The organism is Streptomyces sp. NPDC048018 (assembly GCF_043202995.1).
Classification (GTDB): Bacteria; Actinomycetota; Actinomycetes; order Streptomycetales; family Streptomycetaceae; genus Streptomyces.
The window spans coordinates 379,717-397,767 of the sequence record NZ_JBIDBK010000001.1; the positions used below are offsets into that span (position 1 = coordinate 379,717).

The window sequence follows — 18,051 nt, forward strand, 5'->3', positions numbered from 1 at the left end:
AAAACGCACCAAAAGGCGGGAACCACCCATTCGGCACGAATGTCTTTCCCTATGACACTCCAGTCCCCATCCCAGGAAGTTCGGGGGACGCCATGTTCCACCGTCAGACCCTCGCGACCGCGGCCGCGGGCATCCTTCTCGCCGGCGGGATCGGCGCCACGATCCCCGCGGGCGCCGCGTCCGCCCCGTCCCGTACGACCCCGCCGGCAACGGCCCAGGTCGTCAACGTCCGCTGGGGCGGACACCCGGGCTTCGACCGGCTCGTGATCGACGTCCGGGGCACCATGCCCCCGGTGAGCGTCAAGCCGGTGAAGGAGCTGCGCTACGACGGCTCGGGCACCAGGGTGCCGCTCCCCGGGAGGCACTTCCTGGAGATCAGGCTCTCGCCCGCCGCCGCCCACAACGAGTCCGGGCAGTCCGTCTACCGGGGACCCCGGCTCCTCAGGATCCACCTCCCCGCGCTCAAGGGCGTCGCCCTCACCGGCGACTTCGAGGGCGTGGTCACCGTCGGAGCCGCCTTCACCGCCAAACCCGTGTACCGGACCTACGTGCTGCACTCCCCCGAGCGCTTCGTGCTCGACGTCACCCACCCCGCACCCGTCTGCCACGGGTGATCCGGCCCCTCCCGCGGGGCGGTGGCCGCCCGGCGGCGGCTGCCGCCCCCCTTCCGCCCGGGAGTCCCCTCCCGGGCGGCCTCCGGCTGCCGGCGGACGGGGCGTGGCCCCGCGCGGCCGGCGGCGCGGTCCTCCCGGCGGGGCCCCGGGACCGGTGACGGTCAGGTCGGCCGCTCCGGTTCACGGGCGTCGCGGTCCAGACGGCGCAGCACGAGCTGCTCGTGGACGAGCCGGCCGACCAGCGCGCCCCCGTAGACGACGAAGCCGACCCCGACGAGCCAGGACTGCAGGACGAGGACCGTGCCGAACTGCCCGTAGGTGACGGCGTTCGAGGCGATCAGGGGCGAGAAGACGAGCGCGGAGAAGATCCGCAGCCCCAGCAGGCCGAGGGCGGTGAGGACCGCTCCGGGCAGCAGGGCGCGCCAGCGGATACGGCCGCAGAGCAGGAAGCGCTGCGACCACCAGAAGAACAGGAAGGTGCCGAGGACGTCGCCGAGGGCGACGAGGGCGGTGACGAGGGCCGAGGAGCGCTCGGGCGCGGGCGTCGCCACGAAGAGCAGGAGGGCGACGACGAGGACACCGAGCCACACGACATGGCGCCACATGGTGTGCCAGCGGGCCGTGGGCAGGCCCCAGACCCGTTCGTAGCCGGTCTGGACGGCGGACCCGAAGGTCACGCCGAAGGCGGCGAGCGCGGCGAGACCGAAGGCGGTGGTGCGCTGGAGGGCCGCCCCCGGCTGCCCGAAGAGCTGCTCGACCTCCTCCTCGGAGACGTCGGAGACGCCGAGGCCCTGAACGAGCCAGCGGGCGAAGCCCTGGCCGCTGGCGAGGTCGGCGGCGGCGATCACGATGAGGAGGGGAACCAGGGTGAGCAGGCTGAGCGCGGCGAACCCCATGGCACGGTGCATGAGTTCCATCTCGCGCCCCCGGTTCCAGAGGAGTCCGACCGAGGAGGTGAGAACCCGCTCGTGGAATCGGTGGAACCAGTGGCCGTGCTCGGTGGGGGCATCGTCGTGCGGCGCACCGGAAGAGGGGGGCATGCCTCGTCGAGTACCCCGCCGACCGGCCGAACCCGTCCGGCATGCCGCCGAACGGGTGCAGGAGTCGAACCCGTCACCATGCCGGGCAGGGTGGCCGGACCGCGCGTGAACGCGCGGCGACGGCGCCGTCAGGCGCTGCGGAGCCGCGCGGCGGGGCCGGACCGGACGGTCACCTCGTAGGTGCTGAGGGTCGCGTGGTCGTCGCCGGAGCAGACGACCTCGACGCGGACCGGAGCCCCGCAGTCGGCGTGCCGGATGTCGAGGGGAGTGCCGGCGGGATCCCCGGCGTGGAGATCGCCCCACTGCTTCAGGGCGAGCAGGACGGGCCACAGGTCGCGGCCCTTGGGGGTGAGGCGGTACTGGGAGCGGGTGCGGGCCCCGGGCTCGCGGTAGGGCTCCACCCGCAGGACGCCCGCCGCGACGAGCTTGCGCAGCCGGTCGGCGAGGACGGCCTCGGAGAGTCCGATGTGGCGGCGGAAGTCGTCGTAGCGGCGCACCCCGTTGAAGGCGTCCCGCAGGATCAGCAGGGACCACTTCTCGCCCACCAGGTCGAGCGCGCGGCGGACCGGGCAGTTCTCGGTGTCCATGTCGAGGTAGTCCATCGTCACACTGTAGACAGCTGGCTACGGCATTGACAGTCAGCTGGACGGACATCTAGCTTCGATCTTCGAAGTCAGATGAGGGGCACCCGGCCCCGGACGGAGGGAACCGGTGATGGAACGGACACGGACGGTGCACTGGAACGACGCGACGGCCACCGCCGGGGCCGCCGCCCGCATGGCCGGTCTGGACTTCCTCCGCGAGCTGATCGCGGGGCGCCTTCCGGGGCCCCCGATCGGCGCACTGATCGGCTTCGGCCTGGACGAGGTCGAGCACGGCCGCGCGGTGTTCTCGTTCGAGCCGGGCGAGGAGCACTACAACCCCATCGGCAGCGTGCACGGCGGGGTCTACGCGACCCTGCTCGACTCGGCGGCCGGCTGCGCGGTGCACACGACGCTGCCGCAGGGCATGGCCTACACCTCGCTCGACCTGTCGACGCGCTTCCTGCGCCCGATCACGATGCACACGGGCAAGGTGCGGGCGATCGGCACGGTGCTGAGCGCGGGCAAGCGAACGGCACTGGCCGAGGCGGGCCTCTACGACGACCAGGACCGCCTGCTCGGGCATGCGACGAGCACCTGCATGCTGTTCCCGGTGGGCTGAACGGGCCCGTCCCGTCGGTCCGCGGCCGGCCCGCGCGAGCACGGACCGGCGCCGGGGCCGGGCCGGAACGGGTCCGGTCAGTGGGGTTTCAGGAGCACACGAAGGGGCTTCCGGTGCGGGTGCAGTGGTCGGGCGCGAGGTCGTCGGCGGGGTAGGGGGCTCCGGTGGCCTGGAGAGCGGCGCTCACCAGGGTGGCGAGCAGGTCGATGTCCGAGCCCATGTCCAGACGGACCGTCACCCAACCCGAACCGGCCCGCAGGCGCAGCGCACTCGATGTCAGGAGGGCCGGCCGGAGCCGGGCGATCATGGCACGGGTCAGATGGACCTCGGCCTCGTGCTCACCGTGGAAGTGCACGATCTCCTGCGTCGCGGTGCGCAGTCCGAGCTCGGCACCGCACGGCGTGCGTCCGGCGGTCAGCGAGGGCCAGCTCATCAGGCGTTCACTGGCGTGCCTGGCTGTGTTCATACGAGGAGCGTGCCGCGCCGGAAGGGCCTGCACAAGCGTCCTGCCGAAACAATCCCGCCTCGGCTGGAAATCGTCGACTCGGTTCACGCCACGGGGCGTTCGCGGACCCGCGCCGCGAGCACCGCGACGTCGTCCTCGGCGGTGCCTGCGTCGAGCCTCCGCAGCACCTCGTCGACGACCGCCTCCGGCCCCGAGCCCGGCGGCAGGCGCAGTGCGGCGAGCCTGGCCAGCGAGACGTCGATGTCCTCACCGCGCCGCTCCACGAGCCCGTCCGTGAAGAGCAGGAGGGTGTCGGCCGGGCCGAGGGTGCGGACCTCCGGCTCGTAGCCGCCGAGCCCGGTGCCGAGCGGCGGGCCGACCGGCAGGCCGACGAGTCCGGCCGACCCGTCGGCGCCGAAGACGACCGGCGGGAGGTGCCCGGCGCTGGCGAAGGTGGCCGTGGACCGTGCCGGATCGACCTGGATCAGCAGGCAGGTCGCGGGGCGCCGGCCCTCGTCCTCGGCGACGACGGCGTCGAGTTGACGCAGCACCCGGTGCGGCGGCAGGTCGGTGGCGGCCACCTCGCGCAACGCGGTCCGGTAGGCGTTCATGTCGACCGCGGCGTCCAGGCCGTGACCCATGACGTCCCCCACCACCAGGAGGCTGCGCCCGAAGTGCAGCCGGACGGTCTCGAACCAGTCCCCGCCCACCAGGGTGCGGGGCCCGGCCGGGAGGTACCGGCCGGCGATCTCCAGATTGGGGTGGGGACGCCCCGGCTCGGCGACCAGGGCGCGCTGCAGGTGCAGGGCGGTGGCCTCCGTGGCGGCGAGCCGGCGCGCGTGGCCGAGGTGGAGACCGGCGAGCCGCGCGGCGTGGGAGACGACGGCCGACTCGTGCGCGGAGAACGCACCGGACGCCCGGGCCACCCGCACGCTCCCCAGCTCCTCGCCGTTCCCGGTCACGAGCGGCCGGGCCAGCACCCGGGAGCCGTGCGGCGCACCGTCGTCGCCGGTCCCGTCCAGGAGCGCCCCGCGCCCGACGACGGAGGCGCCTGGGGCGGGATCGGCGCCCTCCGGGGGAAGGAGGTCGACCCCCGCGGCGTCGGCCACCCTGCGTACCAGGAACCCGGCCAGTTCGGCGCAGACGGTCCGTTCGTCGAGCCGGGTGCCTATCTCGGCGGCGGCGTGCTCCAGGGCGTCGATCCTGGCGAGGGCGGCCTCGTACTCCCCCTCCGGCCAGGACCGCTCCCCCGCTCGTTCCGACACCGCGCCTCCACCGCCGTTGGACTCCCTCCCATTCCACCAGCGGGCCGCCGGGCCCGCGCGCGGCACCCCCGGACCCGCCGCGGGTCACCCTCCGTGTCGCCCGGGAGCGGCGAACGCCGAGCGGCCCGGGGCGCCGGGTCGCGCCGGGCCGCGGCGGAGATCCCGGCGGCGGCCGCGGCGGGGTCTCCCGGCTCCGGGGACGGGATCCGCGCTCTGCGCCGGTGAGCCGTGCCCGGGTCCGCGGCTGACGGTACGCTGCGACTACTGGCGGGTAACCCAAGCGCACTCCGGGGGGGGAACTTCTCATGACGACCGGATACTTCAGCTCCGTCGACGACGTCGCCGCGCGGCTCGCCGCCACCGGCTACCTGGCCTCGCCCGCGGTCGCCACCAGCGTGTTCCTCGCCGACCGGCTGGGCAAGCCGCTGCTCGTCGAGGGACCCGCGGGGGTCGGCAAGACGGAGCTCGCGAAGGCGGTCGCCGAGGTCACCGGGGCCCGGCTGGTCCGGTTGCAGTGCTACGAGGGCGTCGACGAGGCCCGTGCGCTCTACGAGTGGAACCATGCCAAGCAGCTGCTGCGGATCACCGCGGGGCGCGACGAGAGCTGGGACGAGACCCGCACCGACATCTTCGGCGAGGAGTTCCTGCTGTCCCGCCCGCTGCTCACCGCGATCCGCTCCGACGAGCCGACCGTGCTGCTCGTCGACGAGACCGACAAGGCCGACGTCGAGGTGGAGGGGCTGCTCCTGGAGGTCCTCAGCGACTTCCAGGTGACCGTGCCCGAGCTCGGCACCATCACCGCCACCCGCCGCCCCTTCGTGGTGCTCACCTCCAACGCGAGCCGCGAGCTCTCGGAGGCGCTGCGCCGCCGTTGCCTCTTCCTCCACATCGGCTTCCCCGAGGAGGAACTGGAACGCCGGATCGTCCGGGCCAAGGTGCCCGGCATCGACGAGGCGCTGACCGCCTCCGTCGTCCGGGTGGTCGGCGCGCTGCGCGCGATGGACCTGCGGAAGGCGCCCTCCGTGGCCGAGACCGTCGACTGGGCCCGCACGCTGCTCGCGCTCGGCGCGGACACCCTCTCCGAGGAGGTCGTACGGGACAGCCTGGGCGTGATCCTCAAGCACCAGGAGGACATCCGGCAGGCGGCGGCCAAGCTCGACCTGGGCGCGGTGTGAACGCCGCCCCCGAGCGGTCCGGCGCGGCCGACCGGGTGACCGGCCTGGTCCGGGCGCTGCGGGCGCACGGCCTGCGCATCGGCACGGGCGAGACCGTCGACGCCGGCCTCGCGCTGGAGGCCGTGGGCTTCGACGACCGGCAGCGGATGCGCGAGGCGCTCGCCGCGACGCTGCTCCACGGCGAGGGACAGCGGCGGGTGTTCGACCGGGTCTTCGACCTGTACTTCCCGCTCGTCGAGGGGCGGACGCCGGAGCACGAGCCGGGTCTGCCGGACGACGATCCCGCGGCCGCCCTCGCCGGGCTGCGCGAGCGGCTCGTCGCCGCCCTCGCCGCGGCCGACGCGACCGCGCTGACGACGCTCGCCGGCGAGGCCGTCGGCGCGCTCGGCGGCTTCGGCTCGACGCCCGGCTCGGACGGCTGGTCCTCCCACCAGACGCTGTCCCGGCTGCGGCCCGAGACCCTGCTCGCCCGGGTCCGCGCCGCGCTGCGCGAGGGCGGCGGCCGGGATCCGGAGTTCGGCGACCGTCTCACGGACGACGAGATCCGGCGCCGCATCGAGGACTTCCGGGAGCGGGTGCGGACCGAGGCCCGCCGCCGGGTGGCCCTGCGGCAGGGCCGCGAGCAGGTGGCCAGGCGGGCCGTCGCCGCGACCCCGGACCGGGTCGACTTCCTGCTGGCCGGACGCGAGCAGCTGGAGGAGCTCCGCCGGACGCTCCGGCCCCTGGCCCGCACGCTGGCCACCCGGCTCGCCGCGCGCCGCCGCCGGGCCGCGCGCGGCGAGATCGACCTGAGGCGCACCCTGCGGCGCTCGCTGTCGACCGGCGGCGTGCCCGTGCGGCCGGTGCTGCGGCGCCGCCGCCCCGGGCGGCCCGACCTCGTCCTGCTCTGTGACGTGTCGGGCTCGGTGGCCGGCTTCGCGCACTTCACGATGCTGCTCGTGCAGGCCCTGCACGACCAGTTCAGCCGGGTGCGGGTGTTCGCCTTCGTCAACCGCGTCGACGAGGTGACGGACCTGGTCGCCCGCGGCCGGAGCGACCCGGCGGGGCTCGGGGAGCGGATCCTCGCCGAGGCGACGCTGACCGGCTGGCACGGACAGAGCGACTACGGGACGGCGCTGGGCGAGTTCACCGAGCGCTACGCCGACGCGCTGGGCCCCCGGACCGTCGTCTTCGTGCTGGGCGACGCCCGCACCAACCGCAGCGACCCCAACCTGCCCGCCCTGAAGTTCCTCGCGGACCGGGCCCGGCGCGTGTACTGGCTCAATCCGGAACAGCCCGCGCTGTGGTCCACCGGCGACTCGGTCGCCCATGCCTACGGCGAGCTGGTCGACATGCGATCCTGTCGCAACGCGGGGCAGCTCGCGGAGCTCGTCGGACGGCTCCTCCCGGTCTGAGCCGTCCGCTCCCGGGACCGGTGGCAGCGGCCTGATCAGGGGAGATCGTCCCGCACCGGGTAGCGTGGCCCGCATGGAACTCTTGGGTGAGATCACGGCCGGCCGTCCCCTGCTCGTCCTCGCGGTCAAGGAGGAGGCGCAGCATCTCGACACCGACCTGCCGGTGCTGCTGACCGGCATGGGCAAGGTCAACGCGGCCACGGCGCTCGCCACGGCCCTCGCCCGCGGGCCGCTCCCCTCCGAGGTCGTCAACCTGGGCACGGCGGGCGCGCTGCGCCCCGGCTGGACCGGCACCCATGTCGTCGGCACCGTGATCCAGCACGACCTCGACGGCGAGCTGCTCGCCAGTCTCACCGGCGAGACCTACGGGGCGCCGATCGCCCTGCCGACCGGCGGCGAGGTCGTCCTCGCGACCGGTGACGCGTTCATCGCGGACGAGGCGGCCCGGGAGCGGCTGGCGCTGCGGGCGGCCCTGGTGGACATGGAGGGCTACGCCCTCGCGACCGCCGCCGCCTTCGCCGGGGTCCCGCTGCGGATCGTCAAGCACGTGAGCGACGAGGCCGGCGAGGGGGCGGCCCGCAGCTGGCGCGAGTCGGTCGCCGAGTGCGCCCGGGCCCTGGCCGACTGGGCCGAGGCGAACACCCCGTACCGCGGCTGACCCGGCCGGACCCGAACACGGGGCGCCCGCCGGGTGCCCCGCGGCGGACCCGCCCCCGGGCGGCGCGTCCCGACGAACGCGCCGCCGGCCAACGGGAGTTCCCTCCCCGGGGCTCCCGGTGTCCCTTGACATTCCGGAACCGCCCCTGCCTAAGCTGGGGCGTTCCCTTCCGGACCCGTGGAGGCCCCCGTGCACGCACCGATCGCCGCGCAGCGCCGTGGCCGTCGTGCCGTGACCTCCGGGGCGCGCTTGAGCTGGCGGCGGCACGTCGATCTGTGCCGCACCGCCTCCGCCATCTGTCCTTCCGCGCACCGCTGACCCCGCCCCGCCGCCGCGCACCCGCGCCGCGGTGACGGCCCGTCGCACGCCGCGCATCCGCTGACGCACCGCAGAGCGCCGGGGCCCCGAGACGCCACGGCCCGAGCCGCCGTACCGCTGCATCGCCCCGTCGCCGCAGCGCCCCGGCGTGTCACTCGCCCTCGTGCCGTCCGCTCCCCCGCCGCCGTGCCGACGGTCCGCCGTGCCGCCCGACGTTCGGAAGGACCTCCATGCCTCACCCCGCCCTGCACCTCGCCGTCGAGATCGACGGCGACGGTGCCCACCCGGCCGCCTGGCGCCGGGCCGCGCACGCTCCGGGAGCACTGCTGAGCCCCCGCCGGGCCGCCCGGGTCGCTGCCGTCGCCGAGAACTCCGGCTTCACCCTGGTCACCCTGGACGACGGCATCCTGCCGCCCGGCTCCGCGGCCTCGGGCGGTCCCGCGGGCCGCATCGGCGCGGTGGAGCGGGCGGCCTTCATCGCCGCGTCCACGAGCGTGATCGGGGTGGCCCCGGTCGTCGCGACCACCTACGCCGAGCCGTTCCACGTCTCCACCCGCCTCGCCTCGCTCGACCACGTCTCGGTGGGCCGGGCCGGCTGGGTCGTCGGGGTGGAGGACGCCCCGGAGGCCGCCCGCGCCTGGGGCAGGCCGCTCGTCGCGGGCGAGGCGGCGCTGCGCCGCGAGGCCGTGGACGGACTGCGCGTGGTGCGCGACCTGTGGGACTCGTGGGAGGACGACGCCGTCATCCGTTCGGTCGCCACCAGCCGCTACCTGGACCGCGGGCGGCTGCACTACGTCGACTTCACGGGCGAGACGTACAGCGTGAAGGGCCCGGCGATCGTGCCCCGCCCGCCGCAGGGGCGGCCCGTCGTCCTCGCCCCCGCCGGGCTCGTCCCTCCGGAACTGGTCGACGTCGCCCTGGTCGAGGGCTCCTCCCCCGCGCTCCTCGGACGGGCGGCAGCCGCCTCCGGCGCGCCGCTCGCCTTCGCCGAGATCGAGGTCGCCCTGGACACCCCGGACGAGTCGGCCGCCGAGCGGATCGCCGACCTGGAGCGCTTCGCGTCCTGGGACTCCGACCCGGGCCGGCCGCCGGGACGGCTGCGCTACACCGGCTCCGCCCAGGGGCTCGTCGAGCTCCTGGACGAACTGAGCGCCCTGGTGGACGGCGTGCGGCTGCACCCGCTGGTGCTCGACGAGGACCTGGCGGTGCTCTCCCGGCTGGTCCTTCCCGACCTGTTCGTCCGGCGGGTGGCCGCCCGTCCGCTGCCGGGTGCGACGCTCCGGACCTCGCTCGGACTCCCCCGGCCCGAGAGCCGCTTCGCCACCGCCGCCGCCACGCCCGCCCGGGAGGGGAACCGATGACCGCCACCGACCCGTACGACGTCCCCCGCCCCGACGCCCAGCTGCATTTCGGCGTCTTCTTCCAGGGCGTGAACCACTGGACCATCTGGTCCCATCCGGACAGCGGCTCGCAGATCGACCCGGCCTCCTTCCGGCGGGTCGCGCAGACCGCGGAACGCGGGCTCTTCGACGCCTTCTTCCTCGGTGACGGGCTGCGCCTGCGCGAGACGGGCGGCGAGATCCACGAGCTGGACGTCGCGGGGCGTCCCGACTCGCTCGCCCAGCTGTCCGCGCTCGCCGCCGTGACCCACCGGATCGGTCTGGTCTCCACCTCCAACACGACGTTCAACGAGCCGGTCGACCTCGCCCGCCGGCTCGCGAGCCTCGATCTGCTCTCCGAGGGCCGGGCCGGGTGGAACGTCGTCACCACCGACAACGCCTGGACCGGAGCCAACTTCCGGCGCGGCGGCTTCCTCGACCACGCCGACCGCTACCGGCGCGCCGAGGAGTTCCTGAGCGTCGCCCGCGCGGTCTGGAACGGCTGGGCGGACGGCGCGGTGGCCGATTCGGCCGATGCCCGCACCTGGTCGGTGCCGGGCACGATCGGCCGGGTGCGGGCCGCCGGGGCGCAGTTCGACGTGGACCTGACCCCCACGCTGCCGTGCAGTGCGCAGGGGCATCCGGTGATCTTCCAGGCGGGCGACTCGCCGGACGGCCGGGACTTCGCGGCGCGTAACGCCGACGTCATCTTCTCGGCGCACGGTCAGGACTTCGACGACGCGCTGGCGTTCGCCGGGAACATCCGGCGCCGGCTGCGCGCGGCGGGGCGGCCGGAGGACGCGCTGCGGATCCTGCCGGGCACCGAGATCATCATCGGGGCGACGGAGAAGGAGGCCGAGGAGAAGGCGCGCTGGGTGCGGCAGGAGCAGGTCACCCCGGCGACGGCCCTCGCCGTCGCGGGCCGCGTGTGGAATCTCGACCTCTCCGACCGGGACGCGGACGGACCACTGCCCGCGGAGGACCCGGTGGTGCTGGAGAACACCGGGGCCTTCGGCGCGTCCCGGATCGCCGACCCCCGGACGGTGGTCGCCGAGTGGCGGGCGAAGGCGGAGGCGAACGGCTGGTCGCTTCGGGAGACCGTCATCGAACTGGGGCCGCAGCGCGGACACGTGGGGACGCCGTCGGAACTCGCCGCCAGGTTCACGCGCTTCGCCCGGCACGGTGCGGTGGACGGCTTCAACGTCTCGCCGTATCTGATCCCGGACGGTCTCGACGACATCGTCGACCTGCTGGTCCCGGAGCTCCAGGAGCGCGGGGTCTACCGGACGGCGTACACGGGGAGCACGCTGCGGGAGCACCTGGGCCTCGCCCCGCTCGCCTGACCGAGCCCCGGGTCTCCGCCGGGAGCGGGCCGGGCCGTCGCCCGGCCCGCTCCCGCCCCGCGGCGCCGTACCACCCGTTCGGCCGGGCGGCGGTTCGAGCGGTGCGGGAGCGTCCTCGGCGGAGGCCACGATGGTCGGCGCCCGGACCGGTGAGAGGGCCGACCCGTGCGGGGACGGCAGCGCCCGTCCGGCTCCGCACGCCCGAAGGCGGTCCGGGGCCGCTACGGCAGGGCGGCCGGCGCCTCCGCCGCTCGCGGGGCGGCCGGTTCCGGGGGGCGCACGACGAGCAGCGCGGCCACGTCGTCGTCGAGGCCGCTCGCCCCGTAGACCGCGAGGTCCTCGTGGAGCAGCGTCAGCACCCGCTCCGCGGGCTCGTCCGCCCAGCCGCCCAGCCGCTCCTCCAGGGGATAGAAGTCACCGGCGCGGTCGCGGGTCTCGCTCACCCCGTCGGTGAACAGCAGGAGCCGGTCCCCCGGCCCGAACGGTACCTCCTCGATGTGGTGCCGGGAGGCGTACAGGCCCGCGAGGTTGACGGGCAGGGAGGGGTCGGTGAAGTCGACGGCACGCACGCGGCCCTCGTGCTGGAGCAGGGGGGCCGGGTGGCCGCAGCTGAGGAGGCGCACCAGGTTCAGGTCGTCGCGCAGCTCGATCAGGAGGACGGTGGCGAAGCGCTCGGCGGCGTCGGAGTCGGGATCCCAGGCCCCGTAGCGCTGCAGCCCCTCTTCGAGCCGGTCGGCGAGCGCGCCGAGGTCGGGCGCCTCGGTGACGGCGGCGCGGTAGGCACCGAGCAGGACCGAGGCGGTCTCGACGGCGCCGAGGCCCTTGCCCTGGACGTCGCCGAGCATGACGCGGACTCCGCCCGGGACCCGTACAGCCTCGTAGAAGTCCCCGCCGATCCGGGCCTTGGCCGCGGCCGAGACGTACAGGAGGTGCAGCTCGACCGTGCCGAGACGGGGTGCCAGCGGGCGCAGCAGCACCCGCTGGACGACCTCGGCGACGGCGGTGACCTCGCTCAGGTCGCGCTCGTAGCGGGTGCGGACCCCGCTGACCCACAGCGCCGCGACGGTGACGGCGGCCAGGACCAGCTCAGCGGCGACGACGTCCGTCACGGGATCGTGCTGGGCCACCCCGAGGACCACCCTCAGCGCCATGGCGACCAGACCGATCGCGAGGGTGCCGCGCACGCTCCAGGTGATGGCGGCGAGCGCGGGACCGATGACGAGCAGCCGGTCGAAGTGCTGCCCTTGCGAGGTGATGAGATCGGCGGCCGCCACGAGGGCGAGGGCCAGGAGGGGCAGCGCGAGGCCGAGGTTGAACTCGGTGCTCGTCTTCGTCACGGCGGGGAGGCGACCACCATTGGGCATTCCGTGATCGTACGTAGGAAAGCGGGCCGTACGCGGGCGTTACGGCCCCGCTGGCGTGTCCGCGACCCGCCGTCGGGCGCCCTGCTCCTGCCTCGGCACCCCGGGCAGGCGGAGCGCGGCCGGTACGGCGAGCGCGCCGACGGCGGCGAGGGCGGGCAGTGCGGCGCCGGAGGCGAGGAGCAGGGTGGCCAGGGCGACCCCGACGACCGGGCCGGTGTTCATGGCGGTCTGCTGGAGCCCGCCGGCGACTCCGGCGTGCTCCGCCGCGGCGTGGTGCACGACGACGGAGGTGGCCGTCACCATGACGGCCCCGAAGCCGGCGCCGATCAGCGCGGCGCACGCGCCGGTGGCGAGCCCGGAGGCGGTCACCACGGGCCGGCCGAGCAGCAGCACGCCGGCGGTGAGCAGGACGGCGCCGCCGGTGGCGGTGGCCCGCGCGCCCACCCGCTTCTTCAGCAGGGCGCTCAGCGGCGCGCCGACGATTACGAGCAGGGCGAGCGGAAGCATCCGCAGCGCGGTGGGCAGCGGGCCGAGGCCGAGGGTGTCCTGGAGGAGGTACGTGGCCGTGAACAGCGTGCCGGAGAGGGCTGCCGACACCGCGACCAGGGCGCCGAGGCCGGCGACGACCGGGCCGGGCCGCAGCATGTCCGGGGGCAGCAGCGGGTGCGGGGTGCGCCGTTCGTGTCCGGCGAAGGCCACGGCGGCGAGCACCGCGAGGACGAGGACGGGCGCGGCGCCGGCGACGGGCCCCTGGACGAGCGCGTGCACGAGGCAGGCGAGCGCGAGGCCCAGGAGGCAGGCGCCCGGCAGGTCGAGCGCGCCGACGCCCGGCGCGGGCTCCCGGCGCGGTTCGGGAACGGCGAGGCACAGCAGGGCGATCGCGAGCGTCGGGGGCACGCCGATGAGGAACACCGCCCGCCAGCCGTAGGCGTCGACGAGCAGCCCGCCGAGCAGCGGTCCGGCGGCGGCCGCCAGGCCGATGGCGCTGGTGCGCAGGGCGACGGGCATTCCGAGCCGTTCCGGCGGGAAGGCGGCGCGGAGCATCCCCAGGGTGGCGGGCTGGAGCAGAGCGCCGGCGACGCCCTGGAGGACCCGGAGGGCGACGACCCAGCCGATGCCGGGCGCCAGGGCTATCCCGGCGGAGGCGCCGGCGAAGCCGAGGCAGCCGAGGGCGAAGAGCCGCCGGTGTCCGTAGCGGTCCCCCAGCCTCCCGGCGAAGACGAGGAGACTGGCGACGGCGACGAGGTAGCCGGTGCTGGTCCACTGCACCTGCCCGGTGTCCGCGGCGAGGTCCGCCTGGAGCGCGGGCTGGGCGATGGTCAGCACGGTCCCGTCGACCGCGACCACGGCGGCGCCGACGACGCTGCAGGTCAGGGCGAGCGGGCGGTGGAACGCGGAAGGACGCCCCGGAGGTCCGCTCATCGCCCGCCGCCCGAGGCGCCGGCACCCGGTCCGAGGTGCGCGTCGAGTGTCGCGGCGAGCATCGGGGTCATGTCCTCCGTGCCGGTCGCGAGGCGGAGGCTGCCCCAGCGCCTGAGCTGTGCGAGGCCGTGGAGGTTGGCCCACAGGGCGCCGGCCACGACCGCGGGGTCGGCGAGGCCCGGCCGGGCGCGGGCGACGAGCTCGGCGAGGTGGGCGAAGAGCGGGAGGCTGGTGTCGCGCAGACCCAGCCGTCCGCTCTCCAGCAGGTCGTGGCGGAACATCAGCTCGTACATCCCGCCGCGGTGGTGGGCGAAGTCGAGGTAGACGCCGGCGAGGGCCGCGATCCGGGCTCGCGGCTCGTCCTCGGTCACCGCCGCCACCCGGGCGCCGAGCTCGCGGAATCCCTCGTGGGCGATGGCGGAGAGCAGGTCGAGGTGGGTGGGGAAGTACCGCCGGGGCGCACCGTGGGAGACGCCGGCGCGACGGGCGATCTCGCGCAGGGAGAGGGCCTGGACGCCTTCGGCGTCGACGAGCTCGACGCCCGTGCGGACGAGCCGGTCGCGGAGTCCGGTCTCGGGAGGGTCTGCGGTCATGGCACCTGTGTACCCGATGTCAGTAGACACTGTCTACACGGCGCGTAGACGGTGTCTGCGAAGATCACCCGCACGGTCCGTTACACTGGTGCACAGCGAAGGGGAGTAGCCCTGCGAACCGGTCGTCGACACACTGGAACCTCCGGGTTCCCGGTGACCGGGCCCTTGCGGAGACGCGGGTGGGCGAGACCTTCGGCCAGGCAGTACGCCACGTCCGCACATCTGTGGACGTGGACCGTCATGCCGGGCCGAGTGGTCCTCCCGTCGCCCACGAGGCGCCGTGCCGGGCCCGGGCCCGGTCCGAGCAGAGAGCCCCGGTATGCACCTCGACCCCTTGGCGATCATCACCGCCTTCGGGCTGATCTTCCTCGCCGAGCTTCCCGACAAGACGATGTTCGCGTCCCTCGCCATGGGCACGCGCATGCGTCCGCTGTACGTGTGGTTCGGCACCTCCACCGCCTTCGTCGTCCACGTGGCCATCGCCGTCGGCGCCGGCAGCCTCCTCGGCCTTCTCCCGGGCTGGTCGGTCAAGCTCGTCTCGGCCCTCATGTTCGGCTTCGGCGCCTTCATGCTGCTGCGCGGCGGGGACGACGAGGGCGAGGAGGACGCCGGCGGCAGGACCGTGACCGGCTTCTGGCCCGTCTACTCGACGGCTTTCATGGCCGTGTTCATCAGCGAGTGGGGCGACCTGACCCAGATCACCACCGCCAACCTCGCGGCGACCAACGGCACCTGGTCGACCGCGATCGGCTCGGCCGCCGCCCTGATGAGCGTCTCGGCGCTCGCGCTCGTCGCCGGCCGCTTCATCGCCAAGCGCGTCCCGTTGAAGACGGTCCAGCGCATCGGCGGCATCTGCATGGCGGCGCTCGCCCTCTGGTCGGTCACGGAGATCTTCACCGGCTGACGCCCGTCGCCCCGGTCCGCCGGGGAGGGGACCGGGACATGTCCGCCGCCCTACGATGCGGGCATGTCCGTCCCTTCCGAACCCACCGACCGCCTCCAGGCGTTCGGCAACCAACTCGTCGATGTCCACCTCTACCTCCGCGAGGAGCTGGCCCGCCTCCGCGCGGACGTGGCCGGGCATCTCGCCGCCGGCGGTCCGCGCCCCCGCGAACTGCGCGCGCACTGCCTCGCGTTCTGCTCCGCCCTGACCCGCCACCACACCGCCGAGGACGACGGGGTCTTCCCCGCGCTGGCCCGGCGCCACCCCGAGCTGCGTCCCGTGCTCGACGAGCTCTCCCGGGACCACGAGCAGGTGACGGAGCTGCTCACGGCCGTCCGGAAGCTCGTCGACGGCCTCGGCACCGGCCCCGAGCCCGACCCCGCCGAGGTGCGGCGGATCCACGGGGAGCTCGACGGGCTCGTCGCCCTGGTCGAGTCCCACTTCACCTTCGAGGAGCGCAAGCTCGTGGCCGCGCTGAACGCGCTCGACGAGCCGCTGCCCGAGGACTTCGCCCTGCGGGACCTGACGGAACGCTGAGCGGGTCCACGTCGGATCTCTTGATGAAGGTGTGAATCACTGCTTCACTTCTTCCATGCCCTACCGGCGCACGCCCGCGGTCCAGGCCCGTCTCGACGCACAGCGCACCGCGGTCGTCGAGGCGGGCCTCGGTCTGCTCTCCGAGCAGGGCTACGCCGGCTGCACCGTGGCCGCCGTCGCCGCACGGGCGGGAATCGCCACCGGGAGCGTCTACCGCCACTTCCCGAGCAAGGCCGAGCTCTCCGTCGAGCTGTTCCGGACCGTCGTGGGACGGGAGGTCGCGGCGGTCTCCGAAGCGGCCGCCCTCGCCGCACACCGAACGGCCTCCGATCGCGTGGTCGCGGTCATAGAGACCTTCGCGAGCCGCGCCCTGAAGGCGCCGCGGCTCGCCTACGCGCTGCTCGCCGAGCCGGTCGACCCGGCCGTCGACGCCGAGCGGCTGGTCTTCCGGCGGGCCTTCCGCGACGTCTTCGCCGAGCGGATCGCCGCCGGCGTGCGGGACGGCGAGCTGCCGCCGCAGGACGCCCGGCTCACCGCCTCCGCGCTCGTCGGCGCGGGCGCGGAGGCCCTGATCGGCCCGCTGACGGAAGGGGCCCCCGGCCCCGGCACCGTTCCTGCCCTGGTCACCTTCACCCTGCGAGCCCTGGGAGTAGCCGATGCCGACCACGCATGAGGTCACGAACCAAGTTCCGCCGCTCACCGGTCACGACGTCTCGGCCGACCCGGCGCTCCTCGAGTCGCTGCACCGCGAGGGCGCGGGCTGGGCCGAGAGCGACGTACGCGAGCTGGGCGTGCTGGCCGGCGGCCGGGAGGCTCAGGAGTGGGGCCGCCTCGCCGAGCGTCACTCCCCCGTCCTGCACACGCACGACCGCTACGGGAACCGGGTCGACGAGGTCGAGTTCCACCCGTACTGGCACGAACTGATGACCGTGGCCGTGCGACACGGACTGCACGGCGCTCCCTGGTCCGACGGACGCCCGGGGGCCCACGTGGCGCGCGCCGCCAAGGTGTTCGTGTGGGGGCAGGCCGACCCCGGGCACCTGTGCCCGATCTCGATGACCTACGCGGCGGTGCCCGCGCTGCGCGCCGAGCCGGAGCTCGCCGCCGTGTACGAGCCGCTGCTGTCCTCCCCGCACTACGACTTCGGCCTGCGCGTCCCGACGACCAAGCGCGGGATCATCGCCGGCATGTCGATGACGGAGAAGCAGGGCGGCTCCGACGTCCGCGCCAACACCACCCGAGCGGTCCCCACGGGCGAGGCCGGCCTGTACGCCCTGACGGGGCACAAGTGGTTCACCTCGGCCCCGATGTCGGACGTCTTCCTGACCCTCGCCCAGGCGCCGGGCGGGCTGTCCTGTTTCCTGGTGCCGCGGGTGCTCCCGGACGGCTCGCTCAACGCGATCCGCTTCCAGCGCCTCAAGGACAAGCTGGGCAACCGCTCCAACGCCTCCGGCGAGATCGAGTACGAGGGCGCCCTCGGCCGGCTCGTCGGCGAGGAGGGCCGCGGCGTCGCCACCATCATCCGCATGGTGAACATGACCCGGCTCGACTGCGCGCTCAGCTCCGCCTCCGGGATGCGCCTCGGCCTGGTCCAGGCCGTCCACCACGCGACCCACCGCAGCGCGTTCGGCGCCCGGCTGCGCGACCAGCCGCTCATGACCAACGTGCTGGCCGACCTTGCCGTCGAGGCGGAGGCCGCGACGGTCGCCTCGATGCGCCTCGCGGGCGCCGTGGACCGGGCGACGGCGGGGGACGAGGAAGAGGAGCAGCTGCGGCGCCTCGGCCTCGCCGTCACCAAGTACTGGGTGTGCAAGCGGGCACCGGTCCACGCGGCCGAGGCACTGGAGTGTCTGGGCGGCAACGGCTACGTCGAGGACTCGGGCCTGCCCCGGCTCTACCGGGAGTCCCCGCTGCCGTCCATCTGGGAGGGCTCGGGCAACGTGGCGGCGCTCGACGTGCTGCGCGCGATGGCCAGGCAGCCCGCGGCCGTCGAGGCCTTCTTCGCCGAGGTGGACCGGGCGGCCGGCGCCGACCGGCGCCTGGACGCGGCGGTCGGCCGTCTGCGCAAGGAGCTCGCCGGCCTCGGCGACCCGGCGGCCCTGCAGTACCGGGCCCGCCGTCTGGTCGAGCACCTGGCCCTCGTCCTCCAGGGCTCGCTGCTGGTCCGGCACGGGCATTCGGCGATCGCCGACGCCTTCTGCGCCTCGCGGCTCGACTCGGACTGGGGGATCGCCTTCGGGACGCTCCCGCCGGGTCTGGACACGGCGGCGATCATCGAGCGCGGCGCGCCGGTCCTCGCCGGGGCCTGAGCCCTCTGCGGGCGTCGCCTCCCGGGAAGCGTCCGCAGAGCGCTCGCGC

General features: G+C 74.8%; 19 protein-coding genes. 12 read left to right on the forward strand and 7 right to left on the reverse strand.

The annotated features are described in order from the left end of the window. The first annotated feature begins 92 nt into the window (after positions 1-92). Positions 93-614, forward strand: coding sequence for a hypothetical protein (locus tag ACGF1Z_RS01780; RefSeq protein ID WP_392998774.1), 522 nt, complete (start codon positions 93-95; stop codon positions 612-614). A gap of 161 nt (positions 615-775) precedes the next feature. Here the strand turns inward: ACGF1Z_RS01780 and ACGF1Z_RS01785 are convergent, their stop codons facing one another. Then, positions 776-1,654 (reverse strand): YhjD/YihY/BrkB family envelope integrity protein, encoded by an 879-nt coding sequence (locus ACGF1Z_RS01785; RefSeq protein WP_392998776.1) that lies wholly within the window; start codon positions 1,652-1,654, stop codon positions 776-778. Between the two features lie 128 nt (positions 1,655-1,782). Then, positions 1,783-2,256, reverse strand: coding sequence for a winged helix-turn-helix transcriptional regulator (locus ACGF1Z_RS01790; protein ID WP_392998778.1), 474 nt, complete (start codon positions 2,254-2,256; stop codon positions 1,783-1,785). A 112-nt stretch (positions 2,257-2,368) separates the two neighbouring features. Between ACGF1Z_RS01790 and ACGF1Z_RS01795 the strand changes: the two genes are divergently transcribed. After that, positions 2,369-2,857 carry a PaaI family thioesterase gene (locus ACGF1Z_RS01795; RefSeq protein WP_392998780.1) on the forward strand — a complete coding sequence of 163 codons (489 nt, stop codon included), beginning with the start codon at positions 2,369-2,371 and terminating at the stop codon, positions 2,855-2,857. Between the two features lie 88 nt (positions 2,858-2,945). Here the strand turns inward: ACGF1Z_RS01795 and ACGF1Z_RS01800 are convergent, their stop codons facing one another. Both ACGF1Z_RS01800 and ACGF1Z_RS01805 read right to left on the reverse strand, forming a co-directional pair. Then, a complete protein-coding gene (locus tag ACGF1Z_RS01800) occupies positions 2,946-3,323 on the reverse strand; it encodes a luciferase family protein (protein WP_392998782.1) in 378 nt (125 codons plus the stop codon). A gap of 83 nt (positions 3,324-3,406) precedes the next feature. Beyond that, a complete protein-coding gene (locus ACGF1Z_RS01805) occupies positions 3,407-4,567 on the reverse strand; it encodes a PP2C family protein-serine/threonine phosphatase (RefSeq protein WP_392998784.1) in 1,161 nt (386 codons plus the stop codon). A gap of 305 nt (positions 4,568-4,872) precedes the next feature. Between ACGF1Z_RS01805 and ACGF1Z_RS01810 the strand changes: the two genes are divergently transcribed. The 6 genes from ACGF1Z_RS01810 to ACGF1Z_RS01835 all read left to right on the forward strand — a co-directional run bounded on the left by ACGF1Z_RS01810 (position 4,873) and on the right by ACGF1Z_RS01835 (position 10,834). Then, positions 4,873-5,742 (forward strand): AAA family ATPase, encoded by an 870-nt coding sequence (locus ACGF1Z_RS01810; protein WP_392998786.1) that lies wholly within the window; start codon positions 4,873-4,875, stop codon positions 5,740-5,742. Further along, on the forward strand, positions 5,739-7,136 hold the full coding sequence (locus tag ACGF1Z_RS01815) for a VWA domain-containing protein (protein ID WP_392998788.1): 1,398 nt from the start codon (positions 5,739-5,741) through the stop codon (positions 7,134-7,136). Before ACGF1Z_RS01810 ends, ACGF1Z_RS01815 begins: the two co-directional genes overlap by 4 nt. Before the next feature lie 73 nt (positions 7,137-7,209). Beyond that, complete coding sequence (locus tag ACGF1Z_RS01820) at positions 7,210-7,794, forward strand: nucleosidase (protein ID WP_392998790.1); 585 nt, start codon at positions 7,210-7,212, stop codon at positions 7,792-7,794. Positions 7,795-8,025: 231 nt separating this feature from the next. After that, on the forward strand, positions 8,026-8,112 hold the full coding sequence (locus ACGF1Z_RS01825; RefSeq protein ID WP_393000270.1) for a putative leader peptide: 87 nt from the start codon (positions 8,026-8,028) through the stop codon (positions 8,110-8,112). Positions 8,113-8,342: 230 nt separating this feature from the next. Continuing rightward, positions 8,343-9,473 carry an LLM class flavin-dependent oxidoreductase gene (locus tag ACGF1Z_RS01830; RefSeq protein ID WP_392998792.1) on the forward strand — a complete coding sequence of 377 codons (1,131 nt, stop codon included), beginning with the start codon at positions 8,343-8,345 and terminating at the stop codon, positions 9,471-9,473. After that, complete coding sequence (locus tag ACGF1Z_RS01835) at positions 9,470-10,834, forward strand: NtaA/DmoA family FMN-dependent monooxygenase (RefSeq protein WP_392998794.1); 1,365 nt, start codon at positions 9,470-9,472, stop codon at positions 10,832-10,834. The genes ACGF1Z_RS01830 and ACGF1Z_RS01835 overlap by 4 nt, the downstream gene beginning before the upstream one ends. A gap of 221 nt (positions 10,835-11,055) precedes the next feature. Here the strand turns inward: ACGF1Z_RS01835 and ACGF1Z_RS01840 are convergent, their stop codons facing one another. Genes ACGF1Z_RS01840 through ACGF1Z_RS01850 form a run of 3 tightly spaced genes read right to left on the reverse strand, consistent with a single transcriptional unit; the run spans position 11,056 to position 14,213 of the window. Continuing rightward, complete coding sequence (locus tag ACGF1Z_RS01840; RefSeq protein ID WP_392998796.1) at positions 11,056-12,198, reverse strand: PP2C family protein-serine/threonine phosphatase; 1,143 nt, start codon at positions 12,196-12,198, stop codon at positions 11,056-11,058. Positions 12,199-12,237: 39 nt separating this feature from the next. Continuing rightward, positions 12,238-13,620: an MFS transporter gene (locus ACGF1Z_RS01845; protein WP_392998798.1), complete on the reverse strand. Its 1,383-nt coding sequence runs from the start codon at positions 13,618-13,620 to the stop codon at positions 12,238-12,240. Next, positions 13,617-14,213, reverse strand: a complete 597-nt coding sequence (locus tag ACGF1Z_RS01850) for a TetR/AcrR family transcriptional regulator (protein WP_392998800.1) — start codon at positions 14,211-14,213, stop codon at positions 13,617-13,619. The genes ACGF1Z_RS01845 and ACGF1Z_RS01850 overlap by 4 nt, the downstream gene beginning before the upstream one ends. A gap of 319 nt (positions 14,214-14,532) precedes the next feature. On the opposite strand from ACGF1Z_RS01850, the gene ACGF1Z_RS01855 reads away from it, so the two are divergent. The 4 genes from ACGF1Z_RS01855 (at position 14,533) to ACGF1Z_RS01870 (ending at position 18,002) form a co-directional block, all read left to right on the forward strand. Continuing rightward, the gene (locus ACGF1Z_RS01855; protein ID WP_392998802.1) at positions 14,533-15,117 is read left to right on the forward strand and encodes a TMEM165/GDT1 family protein; all 585 of its coding nucleotides are present in this window, start codon (positions 14,533-14,535) and stop codon (positions 15,115-15,117) included. Positions 15,118-15,180: 63 nt separating this feature from the next. After that, positions 15,181-15,693: a hemerythrin domain-containing protein gene (locus ACGF1Z_RS01860; protein WP_392998804.1), complete on the forward strand. Its 513-nt coding sequence runs from the start codon at positions 15,181-15,183 to the stop codon at positions 15,691-15,693. 55 nt (positions 15,694-15,748) lie between these two features. Then, positions 15,749-16,366, forward strand: coding sequence for a TetR/AcrR family transcriptional regulator (locus ACGF1Z_RS01865; RefSeq protein WP_392998806.1), 618 nt, complete (start codon positions 15,749-15,751; stop codon positions 16,364-16,366). After that, on the forward strand, positions 16,350-18,002 hold the full coding sequence (locus tag ACGF1Z_RS01870; protein WP_392998808.1) for an acyl-CoA dehydrogenase family protein: 1,653 nt from the start codon (positions 16,350-16,352) through the stop codon (positions 18,000-18,002). Before ACGF1Z_RS01865 ends, ACGF1Z_RS01870 begins: the two co-directional genes overlap by 17 nt. Positions 18,003-18,051 lie beyond the last annotated feature (49 nt).